The 25,523-nt window shown below is 40.7% G+C and carries 23 protein-coding genes and 1 pseudogene; 8 read left to right on the forward strand and 16 right to left on the reverse strand.

Features of this window, described 5'->3' with window-relative positions; translation table 11 throughout:
• Positions 1–36 precede the first annotated feature (36 nt).
• The 3 genes from HG267_RS17590 (at position 37) to HG267_RS17600 (ending at position 3,136) form a co-directional block, all read left to right on the forward strand.
• Complete coding sequence (locus HG267_RS17590) at positions 37–1,176, forward strand: ABC transporter permease (RefSeq protein ID WP_045869936.1); 1,140 nt, start codon at positions 37–39, stop codon at positions 1,174–1,176.
• A 46-nt stretch (positions 1,177–1,222) separates the two neighbouring features.
• Positions 1,223–1,837, forward strand: a complete 615-nt coding sequence (locus tag HG267_RS17595) for a hypothetical protein (RefSeq protein WP_045870124.1) — start codon at positions 1,223–1,225, stop codon at positions 1,835–1,837.
• 174 nt (positions 1,838–2,011) lie between these two features.
• Positions 2,012–3,136 carry an ABC transporter permease gene (locus HG267_RS17600; RefSeq protein WP_045869935.1) on the forward strand — a complete coding sequence of 375 codons (1,125 nt, stop codon included), beginning with the start codon at positions 2,012–2,014 and terminating at the stop codon, positions 3,134–3,136.
• A gap of 46 nt (positions 3,137–3,182) precedes the next feature.
• Here the strand turns inward: HG267_RS17600 and recG are convergent, their stop codons facing one another.
• From recG to HG267_RS17650, 10 genes and pseudogenes are all read right to left on the reverse strand, one after another.
• On the reverse strand, positions 3,183–5,672 hold the full coding sequence (recG, locus tag HG267_RS17605) for an ATP-dependent DNA helicase RecG (protein WP_045869934.1): 2,490 nt from the start codon (positions 5,670–5,672) through the stop codon (positions 3,183–3,185).
• A gap of 268 nt (positions 5,673–5,940) precedes the next feature.
• On the reverse strand, positions 5,941–6,855 hold the full coding sequence (locus HG267_RS17610) for a hypothetical protein (protein ID WP_045869933.1): 915 nt from the start codon (positions 6,853–6,855) through the stop codon (positions 5,941–5,943).
• A 418-nt stretch (positions 6,856–7,273) separates the two neighbouring features.
• Positions 7,274–8,221, reverse strand: coding sequence for a translation elongation factor Ts (gene tsf, locus HG267_RS17615; RefSeq protein ID WP_045869932.1), 948 nt, complete (start codon positions 8,219–8,221; stop codon positions 7,274–7,276).
• Positions 8,222–8,371: 150 nt separating this feature from the next.
• Positions 8,372–9,166, reverse strand: a complete 795-nt coding sequence (gene rpsB / locus HG267_RS17620; RefSeq protein WP_045869931.1) for a 30S ribosomal protein S2 — start codon at positions 9,164–9,166, stop codon at positions 8,372–8,374.
• 124 nt (positions 9,167–9,290) lie between these two features.
• Positions 9,291–9,866, reverse strand: coding sequence for a hypothetical protein (locus HG267_RS17625; protein WP_045869930.1), 576 nt, complete (start codon positions 9,864–9,866; stop codon positions 9,291–9,293).
• Entirely contained in the window at positions 9,856–11,229 is a 1,374-nt protein-coding gene (locus HG267_RS17630) for an AAA family ATPase (RefSeq protein WP_096621971.1), read from the reverse strand. Before HG267_RS17630 ends, HG267_RS17625 begins: the two co-directional genes overlap by 11 nt.
• Before the next feature lie 63 nt (positions 11,230–11,292).
• Positions 11,293–12,261: a glycosyltransferase family 2 protein gene (locus HG267_RS17635; protein WP_045869928.1), complete on the reverse strand. Its 969-nt coding sequence runs from the start codon at positions 12,259–12,261 to the stop codon at positions 11,293–11,295.
• Positions 12,262–12,339: 78 nt separating this feature from the next.
• Positions 12,340–13,113: a beta-carotene ketolase CrtW gene (crtW, locus tag HG267_RS17640; RefSeq protein ID WP_045869927.1), complete on the reverse strand. Its 774-nt coding sequence runs from the start codon at positions 13,111–13,113 to the stop codon at positions 12,340–12,342.
• A gap of 320 nt (positions 13,114–13,433) precedes the next feature.
• Positions 13,434–14,039, reverse strand: a pseudogene (locus HG267_RS17645) (glycoside hydrolase); the annotation flags it as partial.
• A 306-nt stretch (positions 14,040–14,345) separates the two neighbouring features.
• Positions 14,346–15,005, reverse strand: coding sequence for an SDR family oxidoreductase (locus HG267_RS17650; protein WP_045869926.1), 660 nt, complete (start codon positions 15,003–15,005; stop codon positions 14,346–14,348).
• A 178-nt stretch (positions 15,006–15,183) separates the two neighbouring features.
• On the opposite strand from HG267_RS17650, the gene HG267_RS17655 reads away from it, so the two are divergent.
• Positions 15,184–15,861, forward strand: coding sequence for a DUF1997 domain-containing protein (locus tag HG267_RS17655; protein ID WP_045869925.1), 678 nt, complete (start codon positions 15,184–15,186; stop codon positions 15,859–15,861).
• A 343-nt stretch (positions 15,862–16,204) separates the two neighbouring features.
• On the opposite strand, the gene HG267_RS17660 is transcribed toward HG267_RS17655, so the two are convergent.
• Complete coding sequence (locus HG267_RS17660) at positions 16,205–16,675, reverse strand: DUF4079 domain-containing protein (RefSeq protein WP_071989381.1); 471 nt, start codon at positions 16,673–16,675, stop codon at positions 16,205–16,207.
• A gap of 203 nt (positions 16,676–16,878) precedes the next feature.
• Here HG267_RS17660 and HG267_RS17665 point away from each other — a divergent pair, with 203 nt between their 5' ends.
• The 3 genes from HG267_RS17665 to HG267_RS17675 all read left to right on the forward strand — a co-directional run bounded on the left by HG267_RS17665 (position 16,879) and on the right by HG267_RS17675 (position 19,828).
• Complete coding sequence (locus HG267_RS17665) at positions 16,879–18,162, forward strand: ankyrin repeat domain-containing protein (protein WP_045869923.1); 1,284 nt, start codon at positions 16,879–16,881, stop codon at positions 18,160–18,162.
• Between the two features lie 129 nt (positions 18,163–18,291).
• A complete protein-coding gene (locus tag HG267_RS17670) occupies positions 18,292–18,477 on the forward strand; it encodes an alpha/beta hydrolase (RefSeq protein WP_194007949.1) in 186 nt (61 codons plus the stop codon).
• A gap of 748 nt (positions 18,478–19,225) precedes the next feature.
• The gene (locus HG267_RS17675) at positions 19,226–19,828 is read left to right on the forward strand and encodes a cobalamin biosynthesis protein (protein ID WP_063749823.1); all 603 of its coding nucleotides are present in this window, start codon (positions 19,226–19,228) and stop codon (positions 19,826–19,828) included.
• On the opposite strand, the gene HG267_RS17680 is transcribed toward HG267_RS17675, so the two are convergent.
• The 3 genes from HG267_RS17680 to HG267_RS17690 all read right to left on the reverse strand — a co-directional run bounded on the left by HG267_RS17680 (position 19,791) and on the right by HG267_RS17690 (position 22,282).
• Positions 19,791–20,144 carry a phage holin family protein gene (locus HG267_RS17680; RefSeq protein ID WP_045869922.1) on the reverse strand — a complete coding sequence of 118 codons (354 nt, stop codon included), beginning with the start codon at positions 20,142–20,144 and terminating at the stop codon, positions 19,791–19,793. The genes HG267_RS17675 and HG267_RS17680 overlap by 38 nt on opposite strands.
• A 175-nt stretch (positions 20,145–20,319) precedes the next feature.
• Positions 20,320–21,198, reverse strand: a complete 879-nt coding sequence (locus HG267_RS17685) for a peptidoglycan-binding domain-containing protein (RefSeq protein ID WP_045869921.1) — start codon at positions 21,196–21,198, stop codon at positions 20,320–20,322.
• 268 nt (positions 21,199–21,466) lie between these two features.
• Positions 21,467–22,282, reverse strand: a complete 816-nt coding sequence (locus HG267_RS17690) for a hypothetical protein (RefSeq protein ID WP_045869920.1) — start codon at positions 22,280–22,282, stop codon at positions 21,467–21,469.
• Between the two features lie 163 nt (positions 22,283–22,445).
• Between HG267_RS17690 and HG267_RS17695 the strand changes: the two genes are divergently transcribed.
• The gene (locus HG267_RS17695) at positions 22,446–23,993 is read left to right on the forward strand and encodes a cobyrinate a,c-diamide synthase (RefSeq protein WP_263420071.1); all 1,548 of its coding nucleotides are present in this window, start codon (positions 22,446–22,448) and stop codon (positions 23,991–23,993) included.
• Between the two features lie 8 nt (positions 23,994–24,001).
• On the opposite strand, the gene HG267_RS17700 is transcribed toward HG267_RS17695, so the two are convergent.
• Positions 24,002–24,526, reverse strand: coding sequence for a GNAT family N-acetyltransferase (locus HG267_RS17700; RefSeq protein WP_045869918.1), 525 nt, complete (start codon positions 24,524–24,526; stop codon positions 24,002–24,004).
• Positions 24,527–24,735: 209 nt separating this feature from the next.
• Positions 24,736–25,152 carry a cyclic nucleotide-binding domain-containing protein gene (locus tag HG267_RS17705; RefSeq protein ID WP_045869917.1) on the reverse strand — a complete coding sequence of 139 codons (417 nt, stop codon included), beginning with the start codon at positions 25,150–25,152 and terminating at the stop codon, positions 24,736–24,738.
• Positions 25,153–25,523 lie beyond the last annotated feature (371 nt).

A 25,523-nucleotide genomic window follows, 5' to 3' on the forward strand; every position in this document is an offset into this window, starting at 1 on the left:
ATTACCAATTACCAAATGACAAATGACAAATGACCCATGAAAAGAATCCTCTCCCAATGTCGCAAAGAATTAGCACAATTTAGGCGCGATCGCCTTTCTTTAGCGCTGGCGTTTCTCTTACCATTAATTACCTTAATTATTTTTGGTTTTGTGATTCGGCTGGAATCGAAAAATATTCCGTTATTTATTCAAGATTTTGATAATAGTCCTCTCAGTCGTAGCTATATTGAGCGCTTATTTGCTACTAATCAATTTGAACATATTCATAATTCTAGATTTCCTTTTTTCCCTGCAAAGGAAAGTCCAGAAATTCGCAATCCTCAAACAGCCATTGATCAAGGATTGGCGAAAGCTTCTATCGTCATTCCTCCAGATTTTAGCCGTCGCATCAAATCCGGTTTAAGTACCGATGTCCAAGTTATAGTAGACGGCACCGATGTGAATAATGCCCGAATTATTAAAAATAGTATTCAAGCCACCACAATATTTTTCTTAAGAGATTCTGGTTTGCAACCTGCATTTGATAAAATCATTACTCATATCCGCCTGTGGTTCAATCCTGGGAGAAAAGAATCTTTGTACATCGTACCTGGTATTTATGCTGTTATTTTGTGGATTTATCCCTCATTATTAACAGCAGTTGCTATGGTACGCGAAAAAGAAAAAGGCACAATCTTACAAGTTTACGCCTCCAGTCTCACTGCCGAAGAATTGCTATTAGGGAAGGGTTTAGCTTTCCTACTAATTGGCATCTGTATAGCCATAGTTATTATGCTGATTAGTGCCATAATTTGGCAATTATCTTGGGTAGTAGAACCAACTTCTTTATTAATAGGAACGCTACTATTTTTAATAGATAGTGTGATGTTTGGTTTATTTATTGGCGTGCGAGTCCCTAACCAAAATGCTGCAGTTCAAGCTGTAGCCTTATTGGGATTCCTGACAGCCTTATTACTATCGGGCTTTATTTATCCTCTCAGTAATATACCATTTCCCCTCTCACTATTTTCTGCAATCATTCCCGCTAGGTACTATATTACAATTACCCGTGATGCCTACGTGCGCGGTACTGGCTGGGTAGGTGTTTGGTTTTCTATAGTAATGCTAATTATTTTAGGATTATTATTATTTAATATTGCACGTCGCATTTTAAAGCGAATGCAACTTCCAGATTAGCTCACACTGCCGATTATGCCTGAAAAACTCAGATTTTTGTATGATTATGAGTCGCCCTCGAATTATTCAACCCGGACAGAGTTATACCTTCAGCAAATATTTTGAACTACCCTTTTCTCCAGAAGATATTTTAGCTGAATTAGGTTGTAACTATGAACGCGATCGCTTACAATTACCAATCGCACAATCTACACCCAACCACATCGAAGAATTACAGCGAATAATTGAACGTAATCTCCGACGCGTCAAGCTACTCAGTGAAGATGCGCGTAAACAAGCGATAATTGCACCTATACTTTTAGAAGTTTGCGAAATTGCTCAAACGCAATTAAATATTGAGTATCCTATTAATGTTAGCGAGCAATTAAAAGGTTACCTAGATTATTACGTTAATAAAGGTAAAGGCTTATTAGTAGTTGAAGCCAAGCAAGCAGATTTAAGTCGAGGATTCACACAATTAGCAGTTGAATTAATAGCACTAGACCAGTGGATCAACTCAGATACACCAATTCTTTATGGTGCAGTAACTACTGGTGAAGATTGGCGCTTTGCTATCTACAATCCTCAAGCAAAACAGATAACAGAAGACTTCAAATTATATCGAGTACCAGAAGAGTTACCCGAATTAATTAATATTTTGATTGGTATACTAACTACTTAAAACTTAAGAATTTTTAACGCAGAGTATCGCAGAGGAAAGCGCAAAGTAACGCAGAGGAAAGATTAAATTCTCCGTAATACCTTATTCTCATAATCCTTATCTAAAACCTCTGCGACCCTTTGCGTCAACCTTTGCGCTCCTTTGCGTTTAAATAATCAAATCTACTATCTAACTATGAACTGGATTCAAACCTTATTTAATAGCCGATTCTGGAGTTTAGCAACTAAAGAATTTCGCCAAATCTTACGGAGTCGAGAAACATTAGTATTATTAATTATCCCTCCGACAATCCAAATGCTACTGTATGGCTTTGCTCTCAATCCAGATGTGCATTATTTGAAGTTAGGAGTAGTTGATTATGCCAATACTTATGAAAGTAGAGAATTAGTTTCTGTTTTAACAGTCAATAAAGTTTTTACCCTAGAAGAATATCTATACAATGCTCAAGATTTAGGCGAACAAGTACGCCAAGGAAAAATCACCGCAGGTTTAATTATTCCACCAGATTTTAAACGTAATTTATCAGAAGACAAATCTGGAGAAGTGCAGATTTTAATTGACGCAGTTGATGCAAATACAGCAGGTATCGCCCAAGGTTATCTCAATCAGATGATCAATCAATTTAGCCGTCGTTTATCATCTAATCAAGCCCCGCCATTAATTACTCCCCAAACCACTTTTCTTTATAATCCGGGATTAAAAAGTAGTTGGTTTTTCATCCCAGGAGTTTTAGGATTAGTTTTAACCCTAATTAGTTCTTTAGTCTCGTCCATCACAGTTGTCAGAGAAAAAGATACAGGCACATTAGAACAATTATTAATGACTCCCGCAGAAGCCTGGGAAATTTTATTGGCTAAAATTGTGCCTTTATTTGTGTTGCTAATGGGCGATGTAATTTTAGCCTTAAGTATAGGCAGATTAGTATTTAGTGTCCCTTTTCGTGGTAATCTTTTCCTATTTTTAACCCTATCAGGACTATATTTATTTGTCGGAATTGGTATTGGAATAATGTTAGCTACAGTTTGCCGTACTCAGCAGCAAGTTGTGCTGACATCATTTTTTATCAATTTACCCTTGATTCAACTTTCTGGTGCAATTTCTCCGATAGAAAGTATGCCCATCTTTTTTAAGTATGTATCTCTACTAGATCCCTTGCGCCATTATATAGAAATTGTGCGAGGTATACTGCTCAAAGGTGTAGGATTAGAAGTACTTTGGTGGAATGCGATCGCACTTTTTCTTTTTGCCACCTTACTCTTATCCATCAGCATCAACCAATTCCGTCGCCAATTGAGTTAATCAATCATCTTATCAGCGTTAATCGGCGTTTATCTGCGGTTAAAAATCAAGTCATTATCGCCCCACCCATTAACCTTTCATATCGATATTTCAACTCTTCCTTCATCAAATACCAACGCTCTAAAGTTGCATCTATCTCAATCACTTTCTCTGCTGCTTGTCGCGCTAATATCAAAACTTCCTCATCTTCCACTAAACTCGCCAGGGTAAAATCAGGCACACCCGATTGACGTGTTCCTAAAACTTCCCCAGGGCCGCGAAAACGCATATCCATTTCCGAGATAAAAAAGCCATCCTGAGACTGTTCCATCACTTTCAGCCTTTGTTGTGCATCAGGGCTTCTAGAACTACTCATTAACAAACAGTAAGATTGTGCCGCACCACGCCCAACCCGTCCCCGCAATTGATGCAGTTGCGATAAACCAAATCGCTCTGCATTTTCGATGAGCATTACTGTAGCATTAGGTACATCTACACCTACTTCCACAACGGTAGTTGAAACCAAAATTTGCGTTTTGTTCTCGCGGAATTTGGTAATTGCTTCGTCCTTCTCGGCGGAAGTCATGCGCCCATGCAGCAACCCGACTTGAAACTCTGGAAAAACGCTTTCTTGTAGCTTTTGATGCTCATCAACAGCTGAACGCAAATCTAACTTTTCTGATTCTTCCACCAAAGGCAAAACCACGTAAATTTGCCTTCCTTGGGCAATTTCTCGCCGCATCAGGTCGTAAGCATGGCTGCGTTGCTGACCTGTAAGCATTGTAGTTTGAATCTTTTGCCGTCCTGGTGGTAACTCATCAATTTGGCTAACATTCATATCCCCGTGTATGGTCAATGCCAATGTCCGGGGAATGGGGGTGGCTGTCATTGTTAATACATGAGGTTGTTCGCCTTTTTGCTGCAACCTTGCCCTTTGCTGCACCCCAAAGCGATGCTGTTCGTCAATTACCGCTAACCCCAGTTGCCTGAAATTTACCGGGTCTTGAATCAAGGCGTGAGTGCCAACTAATAGGGGTAATTCTCCTGTTTCAAGCTGGGCATGGATTTGTCGCCGTTTAACAGTTTTTGTCGAACCTGTCAGTAATTCTACTGGTAAATGCAGCAGGTTAAACCAACTTACTAACTTCCGGTAATGCTGTTCTGCTAACACCTCAGTGGGAGCCATTAGCGCTGCTTGATAGCCAGATTGAATCGCCGCTAAAATAGCCACCACAGCCACCACAGTTTTCCCAGAACCCACATCACCTTGTACCAACCGATTCATCGGTGCAGGTTGTTGTAAGTCGTTGAGAATATCGTTAATTACTCGCTGCTGCGCGCCAGTGAGTTTAAATGGCAGTATTTCGTAGAATTTTTCTAATAGTTGACCTTTGGGAGCCAGAATCGCGCTAGTTTGGACTTGCCTTGCTTGGTGTTGTCGTTGCAATAAACTCAACTGCAAATAGAAAAACTCGTCAAAAACCAGACGACGACGGGCTACTTGTAGAGAAGCACTATCTGGGGGAAAGTGAATATTAGCGATCGCATCTTTCAATTCCATCAAACCGTATTTATCTCGCAAACCACTGGGTAAGGGGTCTTTGAGATTCGCAGCGGCGGGTAAAGCAGCTATAACTGCTTGTCTGACCATATTTGCCGCTATACCCTCAGTTAAAGCATAAATTGGCACAACGCGACCAATTGTCAAAGAATCAATCGTATCGCCAGGATTTCCTAACACTTCTAATTCCGGGTTATCCAGCGTCAAGCCATATTTACTGGCTTTCACCAACCCGCAAGCTGCAATCACACTACCCACCGGATAGCGCCGTTTTAAACTTTCTTGCCAAGCACGACTAGTAAACCTTGCACCCGCCGAAAAGCGACTGACTTTGATTTGTCCGGTGTTATCCTTCAGTATCAGTTCTAAAATGGATAATTTCTGATTTTTCGGACTATTAAAACAATTGCAGCGCTTCACCGTTGCGACTATTGTCACCGTCTCACCCGCTTGTAACTCGCGGATATTTACTTGACGTGCATAGTCAATATGGTCGCGGGGATAGTAATAAAGTAAGTCACGTACAGTATACACACCCAGACGCGCCAAATTGTCAGCTTTTCTAATGCCGATTTCTGGTAAATCGCTGAGTTTTTGGTCAATTTTAGGCGCGAGTCTCCGACTCACTTCAGCCACAATCGGGGTTGTAGGCTGTTGTTTTTTCGATTGATAATTTCTCTGCTGCGCCTCAGCTACCCCATTATTTTCTTGTGGCTTGCCGCTATCTTGCTGTAATTGATACAGATACCTGCGAGTTTCTGCCACTAAATGTTGCCTATCTTCCAAGCCCAAATGAGAATAATTTACAAATTGCACCGCTAATTCTTGCCAGCGACGGCGTTCAGTTGTGGGTAACCCTATAGGAAACTTGCCCAGAGTCAGACTGAGAAATTCACTAAAGCGATATTGCCTACCCATCAAATCTGTAAAACCGTGTTCCGCCTCTACAGCTAAGGCTTTTTGCAATCTTATCCAATCGGGTGTTTCATTAGTCATGGGGCATTGGGCATGGGGCATTGGGCATTGGGCATTGGGCATCGGGCAAGACACTAGTACCGCCGTGAATTCAAAATTCAAAATTCAAAATTAAGACAGAGTAAGCTTTTTGTTGATTTTGTAGACGCAAAGAGGCTTCCCGTAGGGTATGGTCTGTTTCTCTTACAAAGTTTGGCGGGACGGAAACCGACACCGCCAACTTTGCGCTATTTACGCCGTTCTGTACTAGTTATTCACAAATGACAAATGACAAACGACAAATGACCAACTAATCATCATCCCAAATTGCACGCCATGCGGCTTCTGCTTCGGCAATTGAGCGTTCTCTCTGCTTTTTTTGATAATCCTGCCCTAGTTTCTTTAGCTGAATTAATGTGTTGCGAATTTGTCGGCGTGCAGATGAGAGTTTAGCATCAGCAAATTCAATTTCTCCTAGTCGGAGGTTAATCGCCATAACTTTTGTCAGGCTAGATTCTTCTGCATCTTGCTCATTGGGGATTTCAATGACCACGTTTAATAAGTTAGGTGGCCCTGGCATAACTTCGGCAGATGCTTCTGATGCCGCAGCAGCTACTTCTAAAATCGGTTCAGGTATCTTTTTGGGTAAAATATTGACTTTTTGCAGGGCAGCATTAGCATCATGAGAAACTTTTTTGAGTGTATGTTGAGTTAGCTTCTCTAGGCTTTGTTGCCATACTAGTAACTGCATCGGATTAGAAGTGTCGGTCAATTTCAAAGTAGAGATTTGGGATTTAGGATTGCGATGACCACCCGCATCCTTTTTCCCTACCTCATCCGCCTCATCCCCCTCATCTACCTCATCCCCCTCATCCGCCTCATCCCCCTCATCTACCTCATCCCCCTCATCTACTTCATCTTCCGCTACCGCATTCTGATTTTCTTCATTACTAACAATAGCCAGTAATTGCTCATCAGCTTGCTTACCTAGCTTGCGGATGGCTTGTTGCAAATTGTACCGTTGATTCAATGACAAGCTCAAGAACTTTTCGGGATAACCCTGGGTACACAGATGATAAGTTGCCAGAATCAACTGCTGACGAACAGCTTGCCCTAACAGGCTTAAGTAAATAGCATAAGATTTTTGCAGTTCTGTGGCGATCGCTGCGATCGCTTCTTTCAGCAATGCAAGATCCCGATCAATTCGCTCGATTGCTCTAGCCATATCTTCTCTTAATTACCCATCTAATCCCGATTATGGTACAAATGTACGAATATATTTTAAATGAAATATTTCTAGGATTTAAGATTTTCTCGAAAGTATAGCAAATCTGCTGTAAATAAAATTCTCGGTTAAAGGGGAAAAGGGGAAGCGGGAAAGGGAAATAAAATACCTTTAATACCAATTCTCCAAAATTCAGCAACAGATCCAAACTCAAAAACCCGTGCTACATATGGCTTTCTTAATTTTGAATTTTGAATTTTGAATTTTGAATTGGTATAACCCTTTTACCTTTCCCCAAGCCAAACAGGTATAAAAAATAAAATACAGGCCAGCAAACTTTGCTTGACCTGTCTTGATAACAAATCATTTGTCATTCATCATGAGTCAAATGACAAATAACAAATGACAAATGACAAAATTATGACTTAACGCCCATTTGTGCAGCGACTTCTTCAGCAAAGTTGCTTTCTTGCTTTTCAATGCCTTCACCTAAGACATAGCGCACAAAGCGTTTGATTGTGATGTCTTGGCCGACTTTAGACTTAACTTGTTTCACCAAGTCTTCTACTGAAATGCTCTGATCGCGAATAAAAGGCTGATCCAGCAAAGCCAATTCCTTCAGACGTTTTTCAATCCGTCCTTGAACAATCTTTTCTTTGATGTTCTGTGGCTTGCTGGATAAATCATCCCGCCCCATTTCCACTTCTTTTTCTTTATCAGCAACTTCAGCCGGTATTTCGTCTACACTGACATACTCGACATTGGGGCAAGCTGCTACTTGCATAGCGCTATTCCGTGCTAAAGCTTGGAAATCTTCATTGCCCACGGCTGCATCAGTTTCAGATTCTATCTCAACTAACACACCAACTCGACCGCCAGTGTGAATATAGCTGTCTACTATACCTGCTTTGCCTGCTGCTAATGAAAAATTTACAAAGCGGCGCACCTGGATATTTTCACCAAGCTGGGCAATCAATTGCTTGATGGATTCATCTACAGTTGCACTTGTATTTTCAATATAGGGTTGAGCCAATAAAGCTTCAACGCTATCAGCTGATGCTGCTTGCTTTGCCAGATTTTTAACTAAAGCCTTAAAAGACTCGTTACGGGCAACGAAGTCGGTTTGGCAGTTAACTTCTATCAGTACACCTACCTGAGATCCAGGCTGGATGAAGGTGTCTACTAGACCTTCTGCTGCAACGCGATCGCTTTTTTTACCAGCTGAAGTGATGCCCTTTTGACGTAACCAATCTATGGCTTTGTCAATGTCACCATCATTTTCTTTTAGTGCTTTTTTGCAGTCCATCATGCCAGCGTTGGTTTTTTGGCGTAGCTCTTGGACTAGTTTTGCAGATATTTCCGCCATGTTGCCCTCAATTCCTACTTGACCTCGAGTTGTAATCGCTAACTGGTGTTGAGTATTTCTATCTTACTCAGCGCTGAAGAAAGTATGAAGTTTGAAGTATGAAGTCTGAAATTTTATCCTTCATACTTCATCCTTTACCTTTACCTTTACCTATTCTTCTTCGTCTTCTTCGCTAGCATATGAGCCTGTTAGCTCAGTTTCTTCATAGTCGTAATCTTCCTCACCACCTTCGTAATCTTCATAGTCATCTTCTGCATCAAGCTGACCATGACGACCTTCATAAATCGCATCCGCCAATTTGCCGACGATCAGCTTAATGGATCTGATAGCGTCGTCATTTGCAGGGATGGGAATATCTACGACATCGGGGTCACAGTTTGTATCTAACATTGATACAATTGGAATTCCCAATTTTTGGCACTCTTGAACTGCGTTATATTCCCGCCGTTGGTCTACAATCACCACGACATCGGGAACTTTCCGCATGGTTTTAATCCCGCCCAAATATTTTTGTAGCTTCGCCATTTCACGGCGCAACATTGAAGCTTCTTTTTTGGGCAACAAGTCCAATGCTCCGGTTTCTTCGCGGCGCTCTAAATCTTTGAGGCGGTCTACTCTGGTTTTAATAGTTGTCCAGTTGGTCAGCATCCCACCCAACCAACGTTGGTTAATGTAGTGGGAACCGCAACGGCTGGCTTCTTGGGCAATAATACCCGCAGCTTGCCGCTTAGTGCCGACAAACAAGAATTTCTTCCCTTGTTCAGCTTGTGTACGCATATAAGTATATGCATCTTCCATCAACTGGGCAGTTTGCACCAAGTCGATAATATGTACACCATTGCGGGAAGTATAAATGTAAGGAGACATTTTAGGGTTCCAACGCCGGGTCTGATGACCAAAGTGAACCCCTGACTCCATCATTTGAGCCAATGAAACGACTGGCATATATTTCTAACTCCGATTCGGGTTAAACCTCCACCCAGGCGTATCTCCCAATAGGGAAACACCCGAATTCCTGGATGTGCGAGATTAATGAACCCTACTAGGGTAGCACATTTGTGCTGCTGTGCTAGCGTGAATCGGAGTCTAGATTTGAGTCAATGCAAAAATTCCCCAATAGGCGATCGCTTTCTAATTCTGCACCATTTTTTAGCCACTCAATGGGTTTTTCTACTTCTATTTTATCTGGATTTACCCACACAATATCTTGAAGCTCTTCTACTTTCTTGGATGCACTGCTAAAAAGAGTTCTGGCAGTTTTATCATCCAAAGATATAACAATTCTATCTGTTGCCAATGCTGCTTCTATTAACCGCAGATCTTTAGTCATTTCCCAACATTCTTTATCATTAGATGCAATACTTTCTATTCGTTTCCATAAATCACTATTAAGTTTAATATTTACAAATTTAAACTTTTTCCTGGCTACCATTTGAATTCGCCATTTACGGGCAAAATTTGATTGATGTTTGTCCCATTCTTCTCTTATATCTGGTGTCATTACAACCTGGTGACAGATATCTAAAACTGCTTTTAAAAAATCGCGGCAGTGTACTGATGTTGGATAAGTAGCTTCTTCTCCACCAGATGAACGTGCAACTGACGCATCTATTACCAATCGCTTAGAAACTACTTTAATTGCCATGTGAATTATTGAATAAACGAGCCTCAGCCGCATTTAAATAACGACTTTCGAGACTTAAAGATACATCACCAAAATCTTCTGGCCAATCTCCAAAAGCACCAGTATCATCTAAATCGGTACTACTAACTTTTGTGATCCCATCTTCTTTCCGGGTAAACCAGTGAAGTTTGACTAATTGTGGTGATAGCTTACCCTCTGCTACTAGTGATTGCACTGCTAAAAGTAACAACGCGCTATGAGTTTCTATAACTACTTTCACTCCCCGATTAGCTGCATAAGCAAATACTTCTGCTAAGGCTGCTTGGGCACGAGGATGAAGGTGAATTTCTGGTTGTTCGATATAGACTAATTGTCCTGGTTCTGCCACCAGCAAGGCAACTATAACAGGTAAAGTTTGTGAAACTCCAAATCCAACATCAGCAATACTTACTACATCGCTTTTGGTACTAGAATGACGTGGTAAGCGACCTACTCTAAGCTCAACTTGTGTATCATCGACTTGTTTAGCCTCAACTTTCCAAGTTAGTCCTAAGGCTTCCAATATGTCACCTAAATCTTGAAGCCGTTTATCTTTATTTTTTTGCCAGTGATTGATAACACTGGCAACATAGTTCTCAAATGTACCAGGAAATTCGCTGCCTATTGCTGTAGTCTTATAATTACGCTCGGGGTTACCTCTCAGACCTGGTACATGTATTGTTTGACTAATATAACGTCCAAAGGTTTCAGAAGGGCTAGTAGGATTTAAAGATTGAAGAAATGAAGGTGTCATTGTTTTTTTACCCATCAACAATGCGAATTCCAAAAAACAACGATTCCGCTCAATAATCCATCTACTTTGATTTTGTAATGCTTCTACCTCTTTTGCTAATTCATAAAATGCTAAATATGGCTCAGGCAGAATTTTTATAACATCGCCTGGCAGCATATCAGGTGAGATTACTAATTTCTTACCACCTGCTTCATATTCCATCTTGAGCACATCTATTGCCTTGCGTGGATACTTGATAAAAGTATTTTTAATAGATTCATTATTTTCTACTTCAATATAAATCGTAAATTCCGTAATACGTTCTCTACCAAATACTTTAGAAAATAATTGTGTTGCTGAAGTAAACTTAACATTTGGCCCATTTAATAATAGAGCGCCAGGATCATAGGTAGCCTCTAAAGTTTGTTTCAGCATCAATAAAGGCTGCATAATGCTCGATTTTCCAGAACTATTAGCACCAGCAAGAATAGTTAAAGGACGTACTTCTATACAGCATTCTTCATATAATGACTTGTAACCATTTACAGAAATACTAGTTATGCCTTTTGCTATTTCTTTTTTTTTACTTTTAGTTGCAGTCGATTGGCTCATAATTGTTGCTTTTTTGATTAAGGATGAAGATGAAATTGCAATTAACCTTCATCCTTAATAATTTTACAATGCCTTCTGAGTTTGCGCGTAGGCTTCGTAAACACCCTTAACGTTGTACCAGTTGAGAAAAATCCGGGCAACTTCTAAAGCTAATTGGGGTTTACCTAAGTTAATTAGCCATTGTAAAAATGGTGCCATTGTCCGTTCATTTAGCGCGCCATTGATGGAAAGAATACCCCACAGCAAACGATGTATCCAAGTCATTTGAATCATCATTCGCACTTCCCAAGTGGGGTGCTTTTGATAAAACAAAACTCCCATGCGTCCGCGTTGAATTTCTTTATCAATTAAGTTAGGAATTTGCTCTAATCTAAATGCTGGATGCCAATGATAGCCGACTGCTGCTGGACATTTAATTAGTTGTAAACCGAGATTTTTTAACCTAACACCAAGTTCTAAATCTTCCCATCCGTAGAGTTGAAATCTAGTGTCAAAAAGCCCAGATTTTTCTAACCAATGTTTAGGAATTGCTACATTACCTGTAGCAAAAAAAGCTGCAGAAAAATCTGTTACTTTATAAGGTTCAGAGGTAGGATGCTCAAAATTAGCAGTATTAATCACTGCACCGTAGGTAAAAAAGCGATCGCTTCCTAATCTCTTTTGTCCTTGTAACAGCGCCTCAGCATGAGCCTGTAAGAAGTTGGAAAGCACCACTAAATCGCTGTCAATAAAGATAATTGTGTCTCCCTGTGCTTTTTCTACGCCCAAATTCCGCGCCGCAGCAGGCCCTTGGTGGTTTTGCTCAAAGCATCGCACATGGGGAAAATCTTCTTTATATGCAGCTAACCATTCTAAAGTGCCATCAGTAGAACCATCATCTACCAAAACGACTTCATAACCTGTAATCGGGGTTGAATCACCCAAATCCTGCACTTCCAAGGCGCGCAGACACTTTTCTAAAATTAGTTTGCGATTGTACGTTGGTATAACAACACTGAAAAACACATTCTCACCCACAACACTATTACCCATCTCCAGAATAGGACAACTGTGACGCTAGCACTGTTCCTCTCCCCAAGTTTGGACATTTCGTGAATAATTAATCCCAAATCAAAATTCATTTTTAGACATTGTATAAACTTCGGGTAGCTGCCACCAAGGAATATGGGGATATTCGTGATGTTCTTTGTGGTAGCCAAAATGATAGCAAGTGATCAATGACAACCAAATTGGACGGTCGATAGTTTGAGTATTGTGAGGCGGAATATAACCCCCAATTGGCTGCTTGTGTGGTAGAAAAGTACCAAAATAAAATAATTGTAATGAACTTAAAAGTGCTGGCAGTGCCCAACAGCAATTTAGATGAGCAGCAGGTATATGCAGTAGATGCAGCAAAACTCTATAAATAATAGTTATAGAAATTATCTGCCGCCAACTCAAATAATTTTTCATGAAATGGAAATACCAAGCAAAGAAATTCTCGTGTTTACCATCGTGAAAATCAGGGTCTAACTCACTGGCAGGATGATGATGGTGTAACCAATGCTTTTGTGATAATTTTTGATAAGGTAAAAATCCATATAGCGTTAAACACAAAGACCCAATAACATGATTGATTTTTGGATAATTAGGCAATACCACCCCATGTATAGCATCATGAGCAGTAATAAATAATCCTGTATATAAAAATGTTTGCCAAATTATAAAAGCTAATAATATCCAAACATTACACTGAGAAAAATCCATCCAAAATAGGAAAATCTGGCTTATTGCCCATAAAGTAATAATTAAAATAGCAACTAAAAGTCCCTCAAATTGAGATTTACTTCTGAATGCTGGAATAAAGTTCTTGTCTGTATTAGGTGGTTGTTCTAACTGGATCATGCTTTTACTCCATATAGCACTCAGATGAACAAGTAGGATGCGTTATTAACGCATCCTACTTGAAATAATGACATTTTAATAGCGAAATCAAGTGTCTTTTAAATAGCAATATACAACAGTATTTTGTGAGGCAGGAGCAAGCTTAACTATTTTCTTTGATATTAGAGGCTATCTAATCTGAGTTCTAAAGTGCCGCTACTACCTCTATATGGGGGAAGCGTTGAATTATTCCTTTCTCTTAAGCTTTCTAAAGGTTTAGGTGTTGACTTTTGGATCGGAGTAGGCAGTAAATTTTGTGATGATGGCAGATTGATAGTTGCTAATTCTTCTTGCAATATTTTCTTATAAATTCTTGGCAAGGAGCCACTAATAGAATTGGTTTCTATGCCGTATCCTAAGCTTGTCCAAGTAGAAGACAATCGCCGTAAAACATCATTCAGTTTACCTTGGTGCAGCAGTTGCGAAATATTAATTCCCCAAAATTGAGAGTCGCTTAACCAACGGTAAACCACTACATCTTGATATTCAGCCTCAAAACTATAAGAAACCCAAAACATAAACTGCGTCGGCTTGGGATGATAGCGGGGGGCAATTTGAAACCAAGTAGTGTTAATAATTTGATATCTACCCGCAGCAGTGGAGCAATTACCGGTGTTAGGGCCAGTTACAATGGTGACACATATTTGAGGATGACGGCTGAGGTCATTAAACTGTTGACCACCATATAACAGCGAGTAAGGGCGTTTACCATTAGCCTCACTAGCTGAGATAGTTCGCATTAAAGCACGGATGTAAGGATCGCCCCCCTTCATGACTAAAGGTGGTTGTTGACCTTCAAAGGTAGGGTCAGAAGGCGATCGCAAATCTCCAGTAATATACCACTGCAATAAGCAGACGAAGCCAAGCAGCGCAGCTATTGGCCCAATTAGTTTTTCTACGCCTTTAAATTTAAAGCTTTTCAGAGTTTGACTCCTTAATCTTTATCTTTTATCTAACAACAATGGTTTATGCACTAATTTCGGCAGAATTTAGCACAGCAGTACTGTGTTCTGTTTTAACTTCTTAAATTAAAACTTTCTACACTGGGGATTGGGGACTGGGGACTGGGGACTGGGGACTGGGGAACTCGGGGCCCCCTCTGGGGATATAAGGGGCAATGGGGACTGGGGACTGGGGACTGTGGGAGCAGGGAAGAAATTTCCATTACCAATTACCCATTACCAAACCCCAAATCAAGCAACGTTAGTAAATAACTCCCTAAAGTTTTTGGCAGTAGCTTCAGGTTTAGAAATAATCTCTAGAACCTTATTGCGTGCAGTGGGTTCAAAAAGGGCTTCTACGCAAACCTGGGCAACTTTTTGCCGAGGAATGCTACCATCGAACAACGTATCAGCACCCTGCATCACTATCGGATTAGAGTTATCTTCATTCTTCAATCCACCAGGCCGCACAATCGTATAGATTAAGCCGCTTTTTTGAAGGTATTCCTCAGCTTGCTTTTTCCAAACTAAAATTAGCCAAAACAAATTTAGGGGATGGAACAACTGAGAAGTACACAAGGAAGAAACAAAAACAAAATGCTCAATTCCCTTTGCTTGAGCGGCATCTACTAAATTTTTACTACCTTCAAAATCTACCTTATAGGGCCCAGTAGGATCGAAGCTGGGTTTGGCACCGGTGGCACACAGTAAGACTGTACTATCACCCAAAGCTTCTGTCAGGGTTTCGGGTTTTAACACATCACCCACTACCAACTGTGCCTCTGCAGGCAATATTTCCCTAGCTTTCTCAGTATCCCTGACTAAAGCACGGACGGGAATTTTGTGCGCTATGAGTTCTTGTACAATCCGGCGGCCTGTTTCACCTGTTGCCCCTGCTACAAATGCTTTCATGAGAAACGCTATCCTGGGAAACTAATATGTGATTGTTCAGTTCTTTATTGTAGTAATTCTACGAAGTCCATGACAGATTCATGAGGATTCCGTCAAAATGGAATCTAAGTGCGAAATACCCCACGTTAGCTGGGAACGATTAATATAGACCAACGCCAAAGGATGCAGGAACGCATTTATGCTTTCAAGAAACGGCGAATATAAATCATTAGAAATAACAGAAACTGTTTTACCTGTAGCGTCCAGTGCCACAGAAGCGGAGGACGCATTAACAGGAGTTCCTGTAGCAATGCCTACAAAGTTTTATGGTAGCTACAGTGATTGTATGGAGATGTATGCGCCCTCGGCAATGGTTGCAGAGTATCTTAATACTCACTCTTCCTGGTTTTCGCGTTGCGCTGAACCGATGAAAGTTCAACCATTGGGAGAAAATGGCTACGCTTTAATCATTGGTCGTTTTGGCTCCTTTGGTTATGAAGTTGAACCAAAAATAGGGTTAGAATTATTACCTGCTGATGAAGGTGTATATCGTATTCGTACTATTCCAATTCCTGATTATCAATCGCCTGGTTATGATGTAGATTATCGAGCATCCCTACAGTTGGTAGAAAATGTATCGGAAGCTACTGAAAATTTTGCCAAGGTGACAAAAGTAGAATGGGAATTAGATTTGGTTGTGGAACTTCACTTCCCTAAGTTCATACAACGACTGCCCAAGTCTTTAATTCAATCTACAGGCGATCGCGTACTGAATCAAATCGTCCGTCAAGTGTCTCGTCGTTTAACCCGCAAAGTCCAAGAAGATTTCCACCAATCTTTGGGTATACCCTTTAATGCTGCTAAGAAAAAGCGGTAATTAGAGACGCGATGAATCGCGTCTCTACTTGAGTTGCAGAGAGGCGATTAATCGCGTCTGTACAAAGGTCAAGTGCAGGTAAAGAAAAAGAGATTGAGCAAGTTACCTTGAAAGGCTAATCTTTGACCCTTGACCCTTGACCGAGACAATTTTGGATTTTAGATTTTAGATTTTAGATTAAATCTAAAAATAAAATCCAAAAAACGGTTTCAAGCCTCTCCGTTTACGGAGAAGGAGCAAAAAAATCATTCAATACTTAAGCCTCTTCTTTATAAGGAGAGGTCAATCCAAAATCGTAAATCCAAAATCTAAAATTGGGTGACCCTTGACCCTTGACCCTTAACTATGCATTCGTCAAAATTTTCTGAACAATTTGCACACCAGTGATAGCCTGCCAAGCAAACAGCCCTAAGAGTGTGAAATTTAATAAAATATGAGTCATCCGCGCCCAATTTGCTCCCTTTTGCATATAAGGAGAAAGGGCTGCGGAAAATGCAATCAAACTAGTCATACCCAGGCCTGCTAGCAGGTGAGGGCCTACAAATAATTTGCCATTATTGATGTAGGTGACAGCCATCCCTCCAACCGCGCCCGCTACCATCAAAGCCAAGAGTATAGAGCCAATTTGATAATGTCTGATGTTATATCTACCTTTAATCAATTCTTTCTTCTCTTCACCCTGAGCATTTCTAGTACGCTGTACTTTTAGCCCCAAATAGGCAGCATAGATAGAGATTGCCAATAATGCCCACATCATGATGGGGTGAAAGAAGTTCAGCCAATATTTCAAAGATGGAGAAAGTTCCAAATTCATAGTGTTCCCGCCCGATTCTTAAATCTTCATAAAAATTAGCATAACTCTATTTCTCTGTATTGGCGGCAGAGAATAAAAAGATGCCAGTATACCGAAATCTCAACCCAGAATAGTGAATCAACCCCCTTGCAAAAGTGGATAAACAATCTCAGACTGAATTCTGGGACTAGATCAATCAAAACTGCTAGAGCAAAATCTCTTCCATGACTGAAAACACTGATATGTTGCTGCTAGGAACTGCCAAAAGCGGTGATATCAAGCGGCTGGGGGCGCTGCTGGCTGCTGGTGCTAAAGCGGACGTTTGCGATCGCGATGGTACCACGCCATTAATGTTTGCGGCTAATTTAGGCTACACCGAAATTGTGCGATCGCTTTTAGATGCTGGGGCAAATATTAACCTCCCTAGAAAGCGTTATCACCTTACAGCCTTGATGCTGGCAGCTAGTGCCAATCAACTTGATATTGTGCAGCTATTAATATCTAGAGGTGCGGATGTCAACGCCACAAATGAAGATGGCAGCACCGCGTTAATGGCAGCGGCACTCAAAGGTCATGTGGATGTGCTAAAAGCTTTAATAGCTGCTGGTGCTAAGTTGGAAATCACCGATAAAGATGATGACACAGCCTTAAAGCTAGCAGTCAAGCAAGGACACGCAACAGTTGTAGAAGCCTTTATTCAAAGCGGTGCAGATGTCAATATCCCCGATGAGGACGGTGAGACGCTGTTAATGAATGCGGTTGATTTAGGACATTTCGCAGTTGTGAAAACACTGCTAGCGGCTGGAGTTGATGTGAATGTCAAAAATCAGGATGGTGGTACAGCACTATCCGCCGCAGCCGCTGCTGGCAACATTGAGATTGTGACGGCTTTACTCGATAGAGATATCGATATTAATCTCCAAGATAGTGATGGAGAAACAGCCCTACACCTTGCAGTTGTGGAAGGTTATCTAGATGTAGTGCAAGCATTACTCAACCGTGATGCAAATGTCCATATTAGAAACAACCTGGGTGATACACCAATACTTGTAGCCGCCTTGCAGGGACATAGCCAAATTGTCGAGGCGCTACTGCGTAGTGGGGCAGATATTCATGATAAAAATCTCGGTGAGATCCCTTTGACTTTAGCCGCATTCCAAGGCCATGTTGAAACAGTGAAGGTATTACTCAACTATGGCGCTGATGCCAATATCCCTGCAGAGGATGGTAAAACAGCTTTACTGAAAGCCACGCAACGCAACCACCCAGGAGTTTTGCAGTTACTGATAGCCAAGGGCGCTGATGTCAATTTTCAAGACTCAGCTGGCGCAACAGCGTTAATGTGGGCAGCTTCCGGTGGTTTTCCTAAATCTGTCAAGGTATTAATTCAAGGCGGTGCAGATTTGAACTTAAAAAACCGTGGTGGTTATACAGCTTTGATGATTGCCGAATTTAACGGGTTTAGAGAGATAGTGCGGAGTCTGCAACAAGCAGGGGCGCAGGAGTGAATTGGGGACTAGGGATTGGGGACTGGGGACTGGGGAACTCGGGGCCCCCTCTGGGGATAAGGGGCAATGGGGACTGGGGACTGGGGACTGGGGACTGGGGACTAGGGACTAGGGACTAGGGACTAGGGATTGGGGACTGGGGACTGGGGACTAGGAAAAATCTCTATTACCAATGACCAATTACCAATTACCAATTACCAATTATCAATTATCAATTACCAATTACCAATTACCAATTACCCAATGCCCAATCCCCAATGCCCAATGCCCCATCCCCATATTTTTGTGCCAATTTGTCATCTTTTGGCTGGTTAATTGAGCTATGATTCCTTGATTAGTTTACAAGCAGAAAACTTTATTGCTGGGATCGCAACTTAAGCGCGATCGCTGTTTCATGGCACACAATATTCATGATTAATTATCTTCTTCTTCATCAATAAACAGTAGTTTCTTAATTACTAGCAACTTTTATTTATTTATGGTGAATTTTTATGGTTTAGGCTAAGTCGATAAAATTTTCTATTTGTATTTACTTTGGATTGATATTATATCAACAAAAAACAAAAATATCAAGCCAGCTTTTGCAACAAATTTTGTATGTTTTTGAGTAATTAAAATTTAGCTTAATAAAGCTTTACCTTGATTTTAACTACGATATAAAGGAACAAATTTTATCTATCAATAATCTATAGATATTGAAGAGAGTAAGAATATATTTCTGGCTCTGAAAGCTTTGCTGCACAAGAGTAAGGAAGAAATTGAAACACCAAGATAGAGGAGGCAAAACGCTTGCGCCTCAAGCTTATTAGAGAAGTAAAAATCAATCAGAAAATTTATTTTTTCTTCTTACCTTTTACCTGTTCTCTGCCTCGGCGTTTCCTACTGTGCTAGATGTACACAATATATAGTTTTTCGTTTTCAGGAAAAGTATTGTAACGATCAGTTTTGATGTATCATACTGAACCAGAAAGTATACAACTCATACAAAAGGTTGTAGACACGGGTATTTTTAGCCTTCCAGATGCAATAAATATTTTCAATTTAATTGAGGATAAATTTAGCAGTGAGTGATAAAATACCCAAATTGCAAAGGCTGTCACAACACTTCTGGGTAGGATTGGGCTGCCAACAAGGTGTATCGAGAAAGTTGATTGAGACGGCAATTGAGCAAGTGTTGAGAGAAAATCAACTTCACCAAAGTGGGTTAGCTAAAGGCTTTGGCGGAGCGATCGCAGGTCTTGCTACCATCAACAATAAAGCTTCAGAAGTCGGTTTAGTAGAATTTTGCCAGCTACACAATATTAGTTTGAAAACATATCCCGCAGAAATTCTCCGGCTGGTTTCTGTTCCCAACCCAGGGGAAATTACGGCTCAAGTAATGGGAACTCCTAGCGTAGCGGAAGCAGCGGCTATGCTTGCAGCAGGGAATATCGATTGGCAATCAACGATAGGCTTACAGGTAGGGAAAAATGAGGAGCAATTTTCAACCCATCAGTCTCTACAGTTGAATGCACATTTAGCGAACCTCACTCCGTATTTGATTGATATTGGAGTCAGGTGCTTAGTACCTAAACAAATTTTTCGGTTAAACGATGAACCAAAGGCAGTGACGATAGCCGTGGCAGCTCTTATTCCACCACTCTCAGAAAATAATTTAGCACGCTAGAAACAATCGCTAACACAATTGATCCTAACAAAGCTGGTATAAAACCCTTAATCTCAAAACCCGAACCAGGAGTCAGTCCACTGGCTAACCACAAAGTTAGAGCATTGATGACAAAGGAAAATAAACCAAAAGTCAGTAAAGTAATTGGAAACGCGAAAAACCGCAAAATTGGGCGAATAAACCCATTAACCAGTCCAATAACCACAGCAGCAATCAACGCCGCCACAAAACTCTTGACCTCGAAGCCATAAACAACTCTCGAGGTAATTAACAAAGCCACCGCAGTAGCCAACCAAGTTAATAAAAAGTGTTTCATACGCAAGTTGTGAGGGAATAGGGGCTAGAGCAGGGAGGAGAGGAGATAAGGAAGATAAGGGAGATGAGGGAGATGAGGAAGATAAGGGAGAAATATCCATTACCAATTAGCAATTACCCATTACCCATTACCCATTACCCATTACCAAACACCCCATACCCATTTTCTTATTTATTTAACGCTGTCGCTGCAATCTTCCTAACAGTACTTGCCAGGTTTCCCCACCAGCTACGCCGTCAGGTTCTAGTCCATAGCGGCTTTGTGCAGCTTTGACTGCTGCATCTGTTGAAGGGCCAAAGTCTCCATCTGCGCCACCTTCCAAGAATCCCAGCTTTTTCAAAACTTCTTGCAATTTGCCTACTTCATAGCCACGGTTCCCTAAACGCAAAATTGGTAATCCATCTGTGGTGTATTGAATACCAGGGGTACGTTCAACAAAACGCGGGATTTGCGTGGTAGGAGCTGGCTTAGTCCTTGGAGATGTACGGGTGGGTGGTTTTTGGGGTTTGGGAGTTGTATTTTGTCTGGGTTGAGCTGGTTTTGGCTCTGGTTTCGGAATAATTCTAGTTGGGGTGTTCGTGGAAGCAGGAGCAATTAATGCTGGTGTAGATGTAGGGCTAGGCTGAGGTGAAGTTACTGTTGATGGTGCTATTGCTTGGTTGGGGAACAACTTTTGCCAAGTCACAGCATCAACAATCCCGTCTGGATTTAAGCCAGCTGCTTGCTTAAATCTAGAAACGGCGGTTGCAGTATTAGTGCTATAAATACCGTCAACGTTACCCGTATAAAAACCCAATAGTTTGAGAGCTGCTTGCAGTTCAGATACCCGTTCTCCTTGACTACCAATGTTCAGGGTAGGGCGGTTAAAATTAACTCCCGGAGTGGCTTGGGAGATTTTCTGTGGTGCAGCAATTGAGACTACCGCAGAAGCAGCAATCAACACAGGCACAGAAGACAACATCAGTAACCAATCCAACTTATTGGAGCTGTGAAAGCGAAATACTTTGAGTGAATCTAAGTAGCTCAAGATACTTAGTGATAGACTGCCTTTCATGGTAATTGCCACCAGAATCTTCTGATGCTAATATTACAGCCGCTTGAGCATATAAAAAAGCTGTATGTTAAAAATGAGGCATGGGGCATGGGGCGTGGGGCATTGGGCATTGAGCATAGGTAAAGATAGATTTTGATGTTTTGTTGGGGTTTTTTACGTAAATGCCTGTCTAGAAAATGTGACCAATAGTTCCTTGATGGTAAAAGCCCCCGCTTTGCTGTGGAATCTATCGAAAATTCAAAATCTATCAAAATTCAAAATTGTTTGACTATGTACTTAAACTCTTAATTATGTTTGACAAATGTGTAATAAAGTCCTCATCAGTCCAATAACCATCATGGCTTTGCGGATTCCATGATTGCCAAATGTTACCAGAATCAATTTCTATATCTTGCTCAACTATTAAATTATAGGAAGGCGATAAGGGTTTTAAAGGCCATCCTAAAACATCATCTTTGTCGTAGTAATTAAACCATTTAAAATTAGGATTGGGTTTATTAATTGCTATGATTTTGGCAAAGCCAGCTACAAATAACGGGATATTGCAACCAGTAGTAATAAGATATTGCAGAGATTTCAATCTCAAGAAATCTTCATGCTCTGGTTGAAATACTGGATAATCTAGACTATTTATCTGCCAAATTCCCTTATTATTTTGAGCATCCCAAAGATAATTAGAGATAACTTGGCAACCTAAAGAATGAGCCAAGATGATTATAGAAATATCATTAGAAGAAAATGCTTTCCTGGCAAGTTTTAGGGAAGAAATAATAGATTTTTGAATTTTTTTATACACGCTGCCATCATCTGTGGCTCGGTGTTCTAAGGTAGATGCATCACTAAAACCAAAGAGCATAAATTTTCGTAAATCTTGCCAAGCTAGAGATGCACTTTGGTGCATATTTTCCCAAACACTATATTGGTAATCTTGCAATTCACATTGATAATAGATTGGCTCAAAATGAACTTTTTGCCAAATATCTTTACCTAAAGTTTTTTCTAAAGATTGTTTAAGACTTTGGTAATATTCTAGTTCCGTTTCTCCCATACCGTGAATGGTGAGAAATGCTAAGTTTTTAGTCATATTTAGAAGTGCTGAAGCGTGGGAGTCTGGTTAGTCTATCAGGAGTTACCAGAAGAGAGGATGTGGGGTAATGGGGCGATCGCACTCATTTTATTGTTAAATTAATTTAAGCTTTGGCGATCGCACCTAAAATTTTTGTGGAAATCCAATCAAAAGGCGGTTTATGGCTTTAGTGATTGCTGGAGAACGTAGTGGAGTAGGTAAGACAACAGTTACACTGACGCTTTTAGCATCATTATGTCGTCGGGGTATAGCAGTACAATCCTTTAAGGTCGGCCCGGACTATATCGATCCGATGTTTCATCAGCATGTAACTGGTCGTGCTTGTCGGAATTTAGATCCAGTTTTGACTTCTGAAGCTTATATTCAGCAATGTTTTGCCCGTCACACCCAAAATAGTGAATATGCTTTGGTAGAAGGCGTAATGGGGCTGTTTGATGGGATTAAGGGGACTGGGGACAAGGGGAGAAATAGCCAATTACCAATTACCAATTACCAATTGCCCAATGCCCCATGCCCCATCCCCCATGCCCAATTCATAACTGATTTTGCCAGTACTGCACATATTGCAAGGCTGCTGAATTTACCTGTGGTGTTGGTAATTGATTGCAGTCGCTTATCGGGTTCTGTGGCTGCGATCGCTCATGGTTATTGTTCTTTTGATCAGAGAATTAAAATAGCTGGTTTAATACTCAATCGCGTAGGCAGCGATCGCCATATTTCTCTACTCAAGGACGCTCTAGAATCATTACATTTACCCATTCTTGGGGTACTGCGTCGTCAAGATAATATCACCATTCCCGATCGCCATTTAGGTTTAGTGCCTACAGCAGAACTCCCAGAATTAGATGCTGTGATCAGTCGGCTTGCTGATTTAGGGGATACTTGCTTTGACTGGGAAAGGTTATTGCCTATGTTGGGGACTGGGGAACTCGGGGCCCCCTCTGGGGATAAAGGGCAATGGGGACTGGGGACTGGGGAACTCGGGGCCCCCTCTGGGGATAAGGGGCAATGGGGACTGGGGACTGATAACAAGGGGACAAGGGGACAAGACATTTCTTCCTCATCTCCCTCAATAAGGATTGCAGTAGCACGCGATCGCGCTTTTAATTTTTACTATCAAGATAATCTCGATTTGTTGCAAGAGTTGGGTGCAGAACTGGTTTTTTGGAGTCCGTTAGCAGATTCTGAATTACCAAAAGATGTGCAGGGAATTTATTTTGGTGGCGGTTTCCCTGAGGTTTTTGCCCAGCAATTAGCAGAAAATATTAGCACTCGCGATGCTGTCAAAACAGCAATTATGCAAGGAATACCTGTAATTGCTGAATGTGGGGGATTAATGTATTTGTGCGAGCAAATTATTGATTTTGCAGGTGAATCTTGGCCAATGGTAGGAATTTTACCAACATCTGCAACGATGGATAAACGTTTAACTTTAGGATATCGTCGTGCTGTAGCTTTGCAAGATAATCTGTTAGTAAAGACAGGGAAAACTGTTTACGGACATGAGTTTCATCGTTCTCATTTAACTGCAATTAATCCTCAGCCTTTATGGGAAACTTATCGCTATGATTGTGATGAAAATATGGGTTATGAAGGATGGATTTCACCTATCAATGTTTATGCTTCTTATGTTCATTTACACTGGGGTGCCAGTTGGGAAATTCCGCAGTCTTTTATTAAAGAATGTCTGAAATTAGCATCATCATAAACGTCAATTTATTCTGAGAAATTCAAGCGGTAAATTAATTCATCAGAAAGTTTACCTTTGATAAATTCTGCGTTGTGATTGACTTTGTACAATTTAAACCCCAGCCTCTCAAGTACTTTACGAGAGGCAAGGTTGTGCTGATTGACTGATGCGTGCAGTGATAAAAGGTGAAAGCGTCGTTGTGTTTCTGCAATAGCTAAAGAACAGTAATCATGGGCGTAGCCTTGGTTTTGATAACCCACAAACGTCATAAAGCCAATTTCTGCATATTTATCTTCAAAAATCCCTATTTCCACAATACCTACATATTGGTTTTGAGCATTAATAGCAACCCATTTGAGCCAAATCATAGTTGGGTTATCGGGTGATTTTTCTAGCGCTGCAAACTGAAATTTTCTCCTAATTTCTATGAGGCTAGGAACTGAATCTTCAAGATATTCATACAGAAGTGGATTGCTGATAAAAGAGTAAAGGCTATCAGCGTGCTGTTCCGTTACTTTTTCTAAGCGCAAAATTACCGCATCTGTTGGCATGAATTTTTTACTTTTCTGTAAATTCTGTATGTTAAGCTCTAGATGCTGCGTGACGCTGAAAGCAGAAAATACACTCTTGTCTATTAGAAGAAGTATAAAAGCTGAATTGTGAAAATCATAACTAATTAAAAATTTAAAATTATTTTCTGTTCTATATTAAAAATCACCTCTAACAAACACCAAACACCCAATAACTAATAGTAATATTTTCACTTTTCATTGAGTCTGCGAATCAGACGCGATAATTCACGAATGATATTCACAGCAATTTCGGGAGTTTCTTCAATAGCATCATAGAGTTGTTCTTGGGTGAGTTCCAAACACTCGCAGGGTTCTAAAGTGGTGGCTGAGGCGGAACGGGGTTGTGTATCAAAAACTGCCATTTCGCCAAAGTACTTGCCTTTGTCTACCTCTGCCAACTTTTTTTCGCCAATGTGAACTTTAACACGGCCAGATACTACAATATAGAGCGATCGCCCTTCTTCTCCTTGCCTAAAGATGGCGTGATTTGAGGGAAAGGTTAGCTCGTTCATCACGGAAGCAAGACGCACGATAAAATCATCCCGCAATTCTTTAAAAATCGGGACTCGCCGCACAAACAATAAACGGTCAACGCTGGTTAGCATGATTGCGAGTTAAAAATCAAACATTATTGTAGGTCATCTTTTACCGTTAGGTAGTAGGATAACACTTGCCAAAGCTTGCCAGCATAAATCTGCTTAATTCCGGCATAACTATATCTAAGAATGCTCAAGAGGCAGGTAAAAGAGAAAACCTGTACCCTTTACAATACTGGTCGGTTAAGGGCAAAAGGGGAAGGGGAAAAGGGGTAAGAAAAAACCTTTAACCCTTACCCTTTAACCTTTTCCCCCACAAAAGTTTACATATTATCAGTGCGATCGCGCCTAATTACTTACGTAGCAATCATAATTCATCTAACGAAGTACTAGGATCAGTTAAAGGCATCAATGAACTGGCTGACTAGTAAGTTTTGCTT

The organism is Tolypothrix sp. PCC 7601 (assembly GCF_025677855.1).
In the GTDB taxonomy this organism is placed as follows: Bacteria; Cyanobacteriota; Cyanobacteriia; order Cyanobacteriales; family Nostocaceae; genus Aulosira; species Aulosira diplosiphon.

Bases quoted from the DNA above. Each gene is read 5' to 3' on its own strand.
- HG267_RS17590 (WP_045869936.1), top strand. From the start codon at position 37: ATGAAAAGAATCCTCTCCCAATGTCGCAAAGAATTAGCACAATTTAGG.
- HG267_RS17595 (WP_045870124.1), top strand. From the start codon at position 1,223: ATGAGTCGCCCTCGAATTATTCAACCCGGACAGAGTTATACCTTCAGC.
- HG267_RS17600 (WP_045869935.1), top strand. From the start codon at position 2,012: ATGAACTGGATTCAAACCTTATTTAATAGCCGATTCTGGAGTTTAGCA.
- recG (WP_045869934.1), bottom strand. From the start codon at position 5,672: ATGACTAATGAAACACCCGATTGGATAAGATTGCAAAAAGCCTTAGCT.
- HG267_RS17610 (WP_045869933.1), bottom strand. From the start codon at position 6,855: ATGGCTAGAGCAATCGAGCGAATTGATCGGGATCTTGCATTGCTGAAA.
- tsf (WP_045869932.1), bottom strand. From the start codon at position 8,221: ATGGCGGAAATATCTGCAAAACTAGTCCAAGAGCTACGCCAAAAAACC.
- rpsB (WP_045869931.1), bottom strand. From the start codon at position 9,166: ATGCCAGTCGTTTCATTGGCTCAAATGATGGAGTCAGGGGTTCACTTT.
- HG267_RS17625 (WP_045869930.1), bottom strand. From the start codon at position 9,866: ATGGCAATTAAAGTAGTTTCTAAGCGATTGGTAATAGATGCGTCAGTT.
- HG267_RS17630 (WP_096621971.1), bottom strand. From the start codon at position 11,229: ATGAGCCAATCGACTGCAACTAAAAGTAAAAAAAAAGAAATAGCAAAA.
- HG267_RS17635 (WP_045869928.1), bottom strand. From the start codon at position 12,261: ATGGGTAATAGTGTTGTGGGTGAGAATGTGTTTTTCAGTGTTGTTATA.
- crtW (WP_045869927.1), bottom strand. From the start codon at position 13,113: ATGATCCAGTTAGAACAACCACCTAATACAGACAAGAACTTTATTCCA.
- HG267_RS17650 (WP_045869926.1), bottom strand. From the start codon at position 15,005: ATGAAAGCATTTGTAGCAGGGGCAACAGGTGAAACAGGCCGCCGGATT.
- HG267_RS17655 (WP_045869925.1), top strand. From the start codon at position 15,184: ATGCTTTCAAGAAACGGCGAATATAAATCATTAGAAATAACAGAAACT.
- HG267_RS17660 (WP_071989381.1), bottom strand. From the start codon at position 16,675: ATGAATTTGGAACTTTCTCCATCTTTGAAATATTGGCTGAACTTCTTT.
- HG267_RS17665 (WP_045869923.1), top strand. From the start codon at position 16,879: ATGACTGAAAACACTGATATGTTGCTGCTAGGAACTGCCAAAAGCGGT.
- HG267_RS17680 (WP_045869922.1), bottom strand. From the start codon at position 20,144: ATGAAACACTTTTTATTAACTTGGTTGGCTACTGCGGTGGCTTTGTTA.
- HG267_RS17685 (WP_045869921.1), bottom strand. From the start codon at position 21,198: ATGAAAGGCAGTCTATCACTAAGTATCTTGAGCTACTTAGATTCACTC.
- HG267_RS17690 (WP_045869920.1), bottom strand. From the start codon at position 22,282: ATGACTAAAAACTTAGCATTTCTCACCATTCACGGTATGGGAGAAACG.
- HG267_RS17695 (WP_263420071.1), top strand. From the start codon at position 22,446: ATGGCTTTAGTGATTGCTGGAGAACGTAGTGGAGTAGGTAAGACAACA.
- HG267_RS17700 (WP_045869918.1), bottom strand. From the start codon at position 24,526: ATGCCAACAGATGCGGTAATTTTGCGCTTAGAAAAAGTAACGGAACAG.
- HG267_RS17705 (WP_045869917.1), bottom strand. From the start codon at position 25,152: ATGCTAACCAGCGTTGACCGTTTATTGTTTGTGCGGCGAGTCCCGATT.